Origin of the sequence: Daejeonella sp. (assembly GCF_044342615.1) — a bacterium.
Taxonomy (GTDB): domain Bacteria; phylum Bacteroidota; class Bacteroidia; order Sphingobacteriales; family Sphingobacteriaceae; genus Daejeonella.
This window is the reverse complement of sequence record NZ_JBIIPN010000105.1, coordinates 1-9,487: the sequence shown is the minus strand read 5'-3', so window position 1 is coordinate 9,487 and position 9,487 is coordinate 1. Positions and strand designations below refer to the sequence as shown.

Below are 9,487 nucleotides of genomic sequence, written 5' to 3'. Positions count from 1 at the left end.
ATACCAGAACGGGACTATTCTACAGACTACCCACAGAAGCCGAATGGGAATATGCTTGTCGCGCGCAAACAAAAGGCCCCTACTCCTTCCCAGAAGGATCAAATATTGATGATTATGCTTGGTACGCAAAAAATAGCGATGCCAAAACACAAGCTGTAGGCAGTAAAAAGCCAAATGCTTGGGGAATTCATGATATGCATGGAAATGTTGCAGAATGGACTATAGATCAATACAAAGTAGATGCCTATAGCAAATTTACTAATGGCACAGCAATAGATCCTGTCGTTCCTGTTGAAACCCTTTACCCTCATTCTGTTAGAGGTGGATCTTATGAAGATTCTCCAAATGATTTACGTTCTGCAAGTCGCAGAGGATCGGAAGCAGCATGGAAACAAATTGACCCACAAATACCAAAAAGCAATTGGTGGTTAACTGGCGGTACATTTGTGGGTATCCGAATAATAAGACCATTAAAAACACCATCAAAAGAAGAAATTGAAGCATACTATAACCAAGCACCTATAGCAGATTATTAAACACAAATTGTATAAAAATGAAAAACGAATTTTCAGTTACTAAAGACAGAAGAGATTTTTTAAAAACCTCAGCTATTCTCACTGGAGGAGCATTGTTAAGCGGAATTCCACTTGCTGGAGCTTATGCAAGCGGATCAGATACCATTAAAATTGCCTTAATTGGCTGTGGTGGTCGCGGAACTGGTGCTGCATTTCAAGCATTGAGTACCAAATATAATATTCAATTGGTGGCTATGGCCGATGCTTTTTCTGATAAAATCGACACTTGCTACAAAGCATTAGTGGGCAAGTATGGTGCTGAAAAAGTAAATGTTCCAAATGATAAAAAGTTTGTTGGTTTTGATGGCTATAAACAAGCAATTGCTCTCGCTGATGTAGTTTTATTAGCTACCCCTCCCGGATTCAGACCTGCACATTTTGCGGAAGCTGTGAAACAGAATAAGCAAATATTCATGGAAAAACCAGTGGCTACAGACTCCCCAGGCATACGTAGCGTGCTTGCCACTGCCGAGGAAGCTAAGCGCAAGAAATTGAATGTTGTTGTGGGACTTCAACGTCACTATCAAAAAAATTATAGAGAACTAATGGATCGCGTACACCAAGGTGAAATTGGAGATGTAATTGCGGGTCAAGTATATTGGAATTCTGGAGGTGTTTGGGTAAACCCACGGAAGCCAAATGAAACTGAAATGGAATACCAAATGAGAAATTGGTATTATTTTAATTGGCTTTGTGGTGATCATATTGTAGAGCAGCATGTTCATAATATTGATGTGGCAAACTGGGCAAAAAACAAATACCCGGTATCGGCCTACGGTGCTGGTGGCCGCTTTTTACGCACTGGAAAAGACTATGGTGAAATCTACGATAATCACTCGGTTGAATTCGTTTATGACGATGGTTCGGTAATTTCAAGTCAGTGTCGCCACTTCACCGGTGGTAAAAATAGAGTTGATGAGACCTTCCAGGGTACTAAAGGAAAAGTTTATTTTGATTCTAACAACAGAGGTAAAATTTGGGATCACAAAGGCAATGTACTAGTTGATTACTATGGCAAAAATGATGCAAACCCTTATCAAACAGAGCATGATGAGCTTTTTGCAGCAATTTCTGCCAATGAATATAAGTTTGCCGATGCCGAAAATGCAGCCAAAAGTACTATGACAGCAATTATGGGGCGCTATGCAACGTATTCAGGCGATGTAATTAAATGGGATGATGCACTAAATTCACAAATCGACCTCATGCCCGAGCGTTTAGCATGGGATGCATTGCCAAAAGTACTACCAGATGCATCAGGAAATTATCCTTATGCCATCCCAGGAGTAACAAAAGTTATTTAATCTGCTGTAAAGCATAAAAACAGGAACCATGAATAGAAGCGAATTCATTAAAAGCTCCGGACTTTTAGGACTTTCACTTGCTGCGGGATTTTCGGCACAGGCCTCTAACAACAAAGGGCCTGAAAAAGCTGAGAAGACCTTCAATTTAGATTATGCCCCACATGCTGGAATGTTTGCAGCCCATGCTGGAAATAATTTTATCGACCAGATCAAATTTATGCACGATCAGGGCTTTAGAAGTATCGAAGACAATGGCATGATGGGTCGCCCGATAGCTATGCAAGAAGAAATTGGAAATACCCTAGCTAAATTAGGAATGACCATGGGCGTTTTTGTAGTGGATAAAGGCGGGAACGGAGCAAATACCTTGGCAGCAGGCAGGCAAGAATACATCGATATTTTCCTAAAAGGATGCCGCCAAGCTGTTGATGTGGCAAAACGCGTGAATGCTAAATGGGTTACGGTAGTCCCAGGTGATTTTGAAAGAAATCTTCCTATTGGAATTCAAACAGGCAATGTAATTGAAGCCCTCAGACGAGGTGCAGAAATTTTGGAGCCTCATGGATTAATTATGGTACTCGAGCCGCTGAGCGACACGCCAAACCTATTCCTGCGCAATACAGATCAAACTCATCTAATTTGCAAAGGAGTAAACAGCCCATCATGCAAAATTCTCTATGATATTTATCACATGCAGAAAAACGAGGGTAATCTTATCCCAACCATGGAAAAATGCTGGGATGAAATAGCCTATATTCAAATTGGTGATAATCCTGGAAGAAGAGAACCTACAACCGGCGAAATCAATTATCGAAATGTATTTAAATATATCGATAGCAAAGGATACAAAGGCGTTTTGGGCATGGAGCACGGCAATTCCCTTCCGGGGAAAGAGGGCGAGCTTGCACTCATTAAAGCCTATAGAGAAGTTGATGGTTTTAAATAAGATCTAATAAGATCAGGAGCAATTTTACTTTGCTCCTGATCTAATTTAATGTAGCATTTTAAGCTCCCTCAATTTTTCCAAATAGAGTAGCACTTCTTGCTCACTCACATCATTAAAATTTTCATAATAAACGCCTACACCACTAAAATCTGGTGGCGTTTTCAGTACAATCACCTCATCAGCTTCTTTGGTTACCATTTGCACTGCACTTTGTGAAGCCACTGGTATAGCAACAATAATTTTAGCAGGATTTTTCTTTTTTATTAAGTTAATAGTGCTTAGAACTGTATTTCCTGTGGCCATGCCATCATCTACAATGATCACTGTCTTCCCATCAAGAATTTCAGGCTTATGATCATCCAAGAATTTATCCTGCATATTCCGTAACTTTTCTCTTACCACCTTTAATTCCTCTTGAATATATTCTTCCGAAACATCGTAATGAGGAATTACGAAATAATCATTCAGACTTGCTGCACCAATAGCATATTCTTTATTGTTAGGATGACCGATCTTTTTTGTGAAAACAATTTCCATCGGAAAACCCAGCTCCTTGGCCACAACATAGGCTAGCGGCACTCCACCCTTTGGTATAGCAAATACCAAACCTTGGTCTGATTTATATTTGCTAAGCTGTGTAGCCAGTAAATTTCCCGCCTCAATCCTATCCTTAAACATGATGCAATATTTTATAAGATCAAACTACTAGTGCAGGAATATGGTTTTTAAACCAACTAGAAGCCAATTCAGCTACTTGTTGCAATTTCCCTTCCTCCTCAAACAAATGACTGGCACCTTCCACTACCTCAAGATGTTTTTCACAACTAAGTTTATCAAAAGCCTTCTGGTTTAAGCTAAGCACCTCACTATCCAAACTACCTACAATAAATAAACAGGGTAACTTGATGTCTGCTATCGCATCCATTGCCAAATCAGGTCTTCCACCCCTACTCACCACTGCAAATACTTCAGGCAATTTAGCTGCCGCCATCAAAGCCGAGGCAGCGCCAGTACTTGCTCCAAAATAAGCAATACCCAAATCTCGCGCAGATGGATGTTTTTGCAACCATTTAGTCGCAGCAACCAATCGCTCATGAAGCATATCAATTTCAAAACGATTTAAATAGTATAAATCCTCTTCGGGAGTAAGTAAATCAAAAAGCAAAGTCCCAAAGCCTTTTTTCTGTAGATATTCTGCCACATATTGATTTCGCTTACTCAACCTACTGCTACCACTTCCATGAGAAAAGACAATAATCCCTAAACAATGTTTAGGTATACTTAAATTACCTTTTAATCGGATTTCACCAACCGGAATACTCAGCTCATTACTATAATGCATTTCCATAAAAAACAATCTATAATTAAACAATTTTTTCTCTTGCAAAGCATTTTGGGAGAGCGACAAACTTTGCATATTTCAAACAAAAAATAAAGGTGCTTGCTAAGCAATTTAAACCCTATAGAATTCAAAACTAATTACTATCATGAGTTAAATTATTGATTAACATCATTTTATATAATGATTATGGTCAATATGGAAATACTATTAAAATCTTTAATTTACTGATAATGAAAACTCAAATGATTAATAAATAGAAAAAAGTAAATTCAAAAGATGCATTATGACGACCTTGAGAATATTGAAGAAACGAGCGACTTAGAGTATGAGCCGTAAACAATTTCTTTTAAATAGATTTAAATGAAGAGTTATTCCTAGACGAAGGATCTTAAAAATTACCGATCTGATCAATCAAAAAATAGTTTTTGATGAAAATTTTAAGAAAGAAAAAGGCCATGTCAAAATAAAATGTATTATGTATGATATATTTGCAAAAAAAAAGTAAAAACAATATTTTTAAAAAAAGAATTATTAGTATTATTATTCATGAAAACAACAATCACTGCTATTATAGCTCTTATTTTCTTTTCTTGCAATAAACCTTCATTTGAAGACAATAGAACAGAAAAGCAAGTTAAATTTATTTCGTATGTTCAAGAATGGAGAGATAGTATTAACAAAACAACAGATAATAAAATACAAAGAAATAAGCTACTTGAGACTAGTATTCCCGCAGTAAAATCTTATATCAAGGATAGCCTTAACTTATCGATACAAACGTGGCAGGTAAAAGTAATAAACAAGACTGAAGATTACCTTTATACTGGTTCTGTTCAATTGAAATTAGGAATTGCTTTTGACCCATACGACACAAGATCCAGAGCAATAAATCAATCTATTATTTTAAAAACTATTATTCCAGCATCCGATAAGGCAATAATTGAGGCTATAAAGTCGCTAGAAGTTGATGAATACCTCAAAATTAACGGGAATTTTATACAAAAAGGAGATTTTATTGATATCGATAGCTACAGCCATTATAAATTTTCTAAAAATGTGCTCGACAATCCTCAATTTGAGGCTAAAATCACAAGTATAGAAAAATTATAACACAGAATTTCTAAATAAAGCCAAAGAAATCGGCAGATTTTAAAGTCATTTTTTTGATTTTTTCTATTTTAAAAAGGTCTAAACAAACAAAAAATATTATCTTGAATTAATTTTTTAAGATAATATTAATAATGGAAAATAGCACGGATAGAAAAAGAAATATCTCTCGACTCAAGTTCTTAAAAAACACTGGGATTGTAGCTGCAGGATTGACTTTTATACCTGGAATTGTAAGTTCTAGGCTTAGAGACAGCTTATTAAGCACGGGTTTGGCCACCGGAAACATCATCGATTATCAAATTATTGTTCCTGCCCTGATAAACTCAACAGAGAAACAAGCGGCACAACAGCTTCAAAAATATTTATCAAAATTTGCTGTTAAAAGCATCCCAATTGTTGAAGAAGGCAAAACAATTGTTAAATATGGTATTTACCTTGGCGAGACTGAATTTGCGAAGACTAATGATATTAATTTCAATCAGCTTCCTGAAGCTGGATTTATTCAGAAAAGCGTAGAAAATAATTTAATTATTGTTGGAGGTGCAAAAAAAGGACTAATCTTTGGCGTTTCTAACTTACTTGAGGAGCTTGGTTTCCGTAAATACGCTACTGATGATGCAGCTAATCCGAAATCGAAAGCAGTAGAACTCCCAAAGGTTGAAAGCACCTACGAACCACTCATAAAATATCGCACCACATCTTATAGCGATATGGCTGATCAAGAGTATTCAGATTGGCATAAACTTTCGTCTAGGGCTGATTGGGGACTCTTTGTTCATACCTTCAATACGCTTGTTCCACAACAAAAATATGCTAAAAGCAATCCTGAATATTATTCTTTCATAGATGGGAAACGCCATCCTGGAACTCAACTTTGTTTGTCGAATCCGGAAGTTTTAAAAGTACTTGTTGAAAGCCTTAAAATTAAAATTGAAGAAAAACCTAGTGCAACGTATTGGTCTGTAAGTCAGGATGATAACGATAGATACTGCCAATGCGAAGGCTGTAAAGGACTAAATGAAAAATATGGAAATGTACCAAGCGGATCCATTATTTATTTTGTAAACCAAGTAGCAAAAGAATTTCCCAATAAAATCATCTCTACACTCGCCTATTGGTACACGCGTAAAGCACCTAAAAACATTGAAATTGAGTCGAATGTAAATATCATGCTCTGCAATATTGAGAGTTCAAGACAGGCACCTGTATTTGTGACTGATCCTGCATTTTCTAATGATTTACGCGACTGGGGGGCATTATCAAAAGATATTTTAATTTGGGATTATAATGTTCAGTTTACCAATTATATCTCACCATTCCCAAATCTGTTCACCATAAAACCGAATATCAAGTTTTATACGGAAAATCAGGTCCGAGGACTATTCATGCAGGCAAATAATGAAATTGCAGGTGAAATGGCCCTTTTACGCTCCTATTTAATCAGTAAATTAATGTGGAACCCGGAAGCAGATGATAAAGCCATTATCAATGAATTTGTAAATGGATATTTTGGCGCTGCTGCCCCATTCATAGCACAATACATCGATAAAATGCAGGAATCTCTGATTAAAAGTGGTATGGTACTTAGCATTTTTGGTAATCCAATTCATGCAAAAAGCGCTTATTTATCGGAAGAAATGATGCTTCAGTACAAACAATTGTTTGATCAAGCAGAAAAAGCAGTCGCAACAAACCCTAAATTATTGCAACGTGTTAAAACTGCTCGACTCCCAATCCAATATGCAGAAATTCAAATTGGACGGACCGAAATTGACACTACAAGAGCCCTGTTTAAAAAGGCAAGCACTGGCTATGTTCTTCCTAAACCCGAAATGAAGGCCCTAGTTAATCGATTTGCTGATGGATGTAAAATTAGTCAGGTAAAGCTTATCAGAGAAAGAGCGGGCACGCCAGAGCATTTTAGGGCATCCTACCTACGCATTTTCCATAATATGGAAGCGATGCCTACCGTAAAATCATTCCGTAAAAAAATCAATGCAATTACCAATCCTAACCCAAAATCTAAAAGTGTTGAAAGCCTCACAGATGGTATTTTTGGCTCATACGAATCATGGCAAGAAACCGATAAAAACTGGGTTTATTATACCGATGAGCATATGGATTTTGTGCTCGACTTGGGTGCGGTTATGCCCATAAAATCCGTAAATATGGATTTCCTAAACCCTCAAGCACAACCGGATTGGCACTTATTTGCATTACCAAAGGAAGTGAGCTATTCCATTTCGACTGATGGTGTGAATTATACAGATGTTCAAACAATTATTAATCCGCATAATCCAAATCCGCTTGAAAATCCAGAAATCATCAAAATTTCAATTATGCCTTTTCAGGCGATCATGAAGGTTGGCACAAAAGCGCGTTACATTAAAGTACATGCTGAGAGTCTGCTAAAAACACCTTCTTGGCATATCCGTGCGGGACAAAAAATCTCGATTTACTGCGATCAAATTGTAGTGAAATAATTTAAAAAACAAAAAACCGATTGTTTAAAAGCAATCGGTTTTTGTTTTCTGACATATTTTACTTGGCAGTCACTACAGGTTTGAGCTTCATAGCTGCACCTGCTTTGAGTAATTCTTGGGTAATACTTCGTGTATAAGTCTTAATTTCTTCCTGAAAATCACTCACCGAAGCTCCTGATCGGATTTCCTCTAAGCGTTTTTCCCAATTACCTGTTAGCTCTGCTTGCGCAATTTTATGATCCTTAACCACCTCATAAACGGCTAATCCTGTGGGGGTTGGGAGTAAATTTTTCTTCTCACGGGAAATATAATCACGCTTTAACAATGTTTCAATGATGGCTGCACGAGTGGCAGGAGTACCTAAACCACTATCCTTCATGGCATAACGAAGCTCTTCATCGTCAATCTCCTTTCCAGCCGTCTCAAGTGCTTTCAACAAGCTAGCTTCATTATAAAGTGGCTTCGGCTTGGTTTGTTTTTCTAAAATGGCCTTATCAATAATTGGTAAATCCTCCCCTTCTTTCACTTTGGGAAGACTAGCATTCTCCTCATCCTTTTTCTCCTCATCGGGATCATTAAAAACCGCACGCCAACCAGCAGAACTTATGACAGTCCCGCTAGCGACATATTTCGCTCCCGACTCCACCGTAATTTTGGTTATTTCCTTGATACATTCCTGATGAAAGGCCTCCAGCATACGCCCCAAAACAAGATCGAAAATAGCCTGCTTATCATCACTAAGATTATATGGCGACTCCCCAGTTGGTAAAACAGCATGGTGATCGGTCACTTTTTTAACATTCACACTGCGCTTGTTCAATTTAACACCCATCAAATAACTCGCCTGTTTACCAAAGACCGCATGATCCTTGAATTTATCAAGTAAGGCAGGAATTCCGGCAAAAACATCATCACCAATGTACCTACTTCCCGTACGGGGATAAGTTACGAGCTTACTTTCATACAAATTTTGGAGTATGTTTAAGGTCTGATCGGCGGTAAAACCATGTTTTTTATTGGCTTCCTGCTGCAAACTACTCAAATCATGCAATAATGGAGGTGGTTCTTTACGAGGCTTAGCCTCCACCGATAAAATATGAGCACCCAAAGGGAAACCAGCTGCTACATCTTTCACTTGATCGAGTAAAATTTGAGCTTCCTCCTTGGTTTTAAGGCTTTCGCTGGATACTGCACGAAAAACTTGTCCCTCTTTATCTACCTGGATACTTACTTGATAAAATAGCTGCGGAACAAAATTTTTATTTTCCAAATAACGAGAGCAAATCATGGCTAAAGTAGGTGTCTGCACCCTTCCCAAGGATAAAACAGAGCGTGTACCCGATGAAATACTGAGGGCCTGTGTGGCGTTCATTCCCACGAGCCAATCCGATTGTGATCTACAATGCGCCGAATTGAATAGGGTATCATAATCAGTCCCAGGCTTCAAATTCCGGAAACCCTCCTTAATGGCCTCATCAGTCTGGGATGAAATCCACAAACGCTTGAAAGGCTTTTTGCACTTCAAGTAATAATAAATATAGCGGAAAATAAGCTCTCCTTCCCTTCCAGCATCCGTAGCAACAATAATTTCGGTAGCCTCATCAAATAAAGCCTGAATAATATCCAATTGCTTTCGTACACCTGGGTCTTCCACTAATCCGTCCTTAGTTTTAACCTTGCGGATAGATAATTTAAACTTAGCAGGCAACATGGGTAAATTATGCAGA

The 9,487-nt window shown here is 37.8% G+C and carries 8 protein-coding genes; 5 read left to right on the top strand and 3 right to left on the bottom strand.

The annotated features are described in order from the left end of the window. From ACIQ0D_RS09465 to ACIQ0D_RS09455, 3 genes are all read left to right on the top strand, one after another. A partial coding sequence (locus ACIQ0D_RS09465) for a formylglycine-generating enzyme family protein (protein WP_395805006.1) occupies positions 1–536 on the top strand: 536 nt, incomplete at its 5' end. A gap of 17 nt (positions 537–553) precedes the next feature. Further along, positions 554–1,879: a Gfo/Idh/MocA family oxidoreductase gene (locus tag ACIQ0D_RS09460; protein WP_395805004.1), complete on the top strand. Its 1,326-nt coding sequence runs from the start codon at positions 554–556 to the stop codon at positions 1,877–1,879. A 28-nt stretch (positions 1,880–1,907) separates the two neighbouring features. Further along, complete coding sequence (locus tag ACIQ0D_RS09455; RefSeq protein ID WP_395805002.1) at positions 1,908–2,825, top strand: hydroxypyruvate isomerase family protein; 918 nt, start codon at positions 1,908–1,910, stop codon at positions 2,823–2,825. A gap of 45 nt (positions 2,826–2,870) precedes the next feature. Here the strand turns inward: ACIQ0D_RS09455 and ACIQ0D_RS09450 are convergent, their stop codons facing one another. Both ACIQ0D_RS09450 and ACIQ0D_RS09445 read right to left on the bottom strand, forming a co-directional pair. Continuing rightward, positions 2,871–3,503 carry a phosphoribosyltransferase gene (locus ACIQ0D_RS09450; protein WP_395805000.1) on the bottom strand — a complete coding sequence of 211 codons (633 nt, stop codon included), beginning with the start codon at positions 3,501–3,503 and terminating at the stop codon, positions 2,871–2,873. 19 nt (positions 3,504–3,522) lie between these two features. Continuing rightward, a complete protein-coding gene (locus ACIQ0D_RS09445; protein WP_395804998.1) occupies positions 3,523–4,173 on the bottom strand; it encodes a dienelactone hydrolase family protein in 651 nt (216 codons plus the stop codon). A gap of 540 nt (positions 4,174–4,713) precedes the next feature. Between ACIQ0D_RS09445 and ACIQ0D_RS09440 the strand changes: the two genes are divergently transcribed. Continuing rightward, on the top strand, positions 4,714–5,277 hold the full coding sequence (locus ACIQ0D_RS09440; protein ID WP_395804996.1) for a hypothetical protein: 564 nt from the start codon (positions 4,714–4,716) through the stop codon (positions 5,275–5,277). A 131-nt stretch (positions 5,278–5,408) separates the two neighbouring features. Beyond that, positions 5,409–7,760 carry a DUF4838 domain-containing protein gene (locus ACIQ0D_RS09435; RefSeq protein ID WP_395804994.1) on the top strand — a complete coding sequence of 784 codons (2,352 nt, stop codon included), beginning with the start codon at positions 5,409–5,411 and terminating at the stop codon, positions 7,758–7,760. Between the two features lie 58 nt (positions 7,761–7,818). Here ACIQ0D_RS09435 and ACIQ0D_RS09430 read toward each other — a convergent pair. Beyond that, the coding region (locus tag ACIQ0D_RS09430) for a DNA topoisomerase (protein WP_395804992.1) at positions 7,819–9,487 on the bottom strand (1,669 nt) is incomplete at its 5' end.

Bases quoted from the DNA above. Each gene is read 5' to 3' on its own strand.
- ACIQ0D_RS09460 (WP_395805004.1), top strand. From the start codon at position 554: ATGAAAAACGAATTTTCAGTTACTAAAGACAGAAGAGATTTTTTAAAA.
- ACIQ0D_RS09455 (WP_395805002.1), top strand. From the start codon at position 1,908: ATGAATAGAAGCGAATTCATTAAAAGCTCCGGACTTTTAGGACTTTCA.
- ACIQ0D_RS09450 (WP_395805000.1), bottom strand. From the start codon at position 3,503: ATGTTTAAGGATAGGATTGAGGCGGGAAATTTACTGGCTACACAGCTT.
- ACIQ0D_RS09445 (WP_395804998.1), bottom strand. From the start codon at position 4,173: ATGGAAATGCATTATAGTAATGAGCTGAGTATTCCGGTTGGTGAAATC.
- ACIQ0D_RS09440 (WP_395804996.1), top strand. From the start codon at position 4,714: ATGAAAACAACAATCACTGCTATTATAGCTCTTATTTTCTTTTCTTGC.
- ACIQ0D_RS09435 (WP_395804994.1), top strand. From the start codon at position 5,409: ATGGAAAATAGCACGGATAGAAAAAGAAATATCTCTCGACTCAAGTTC.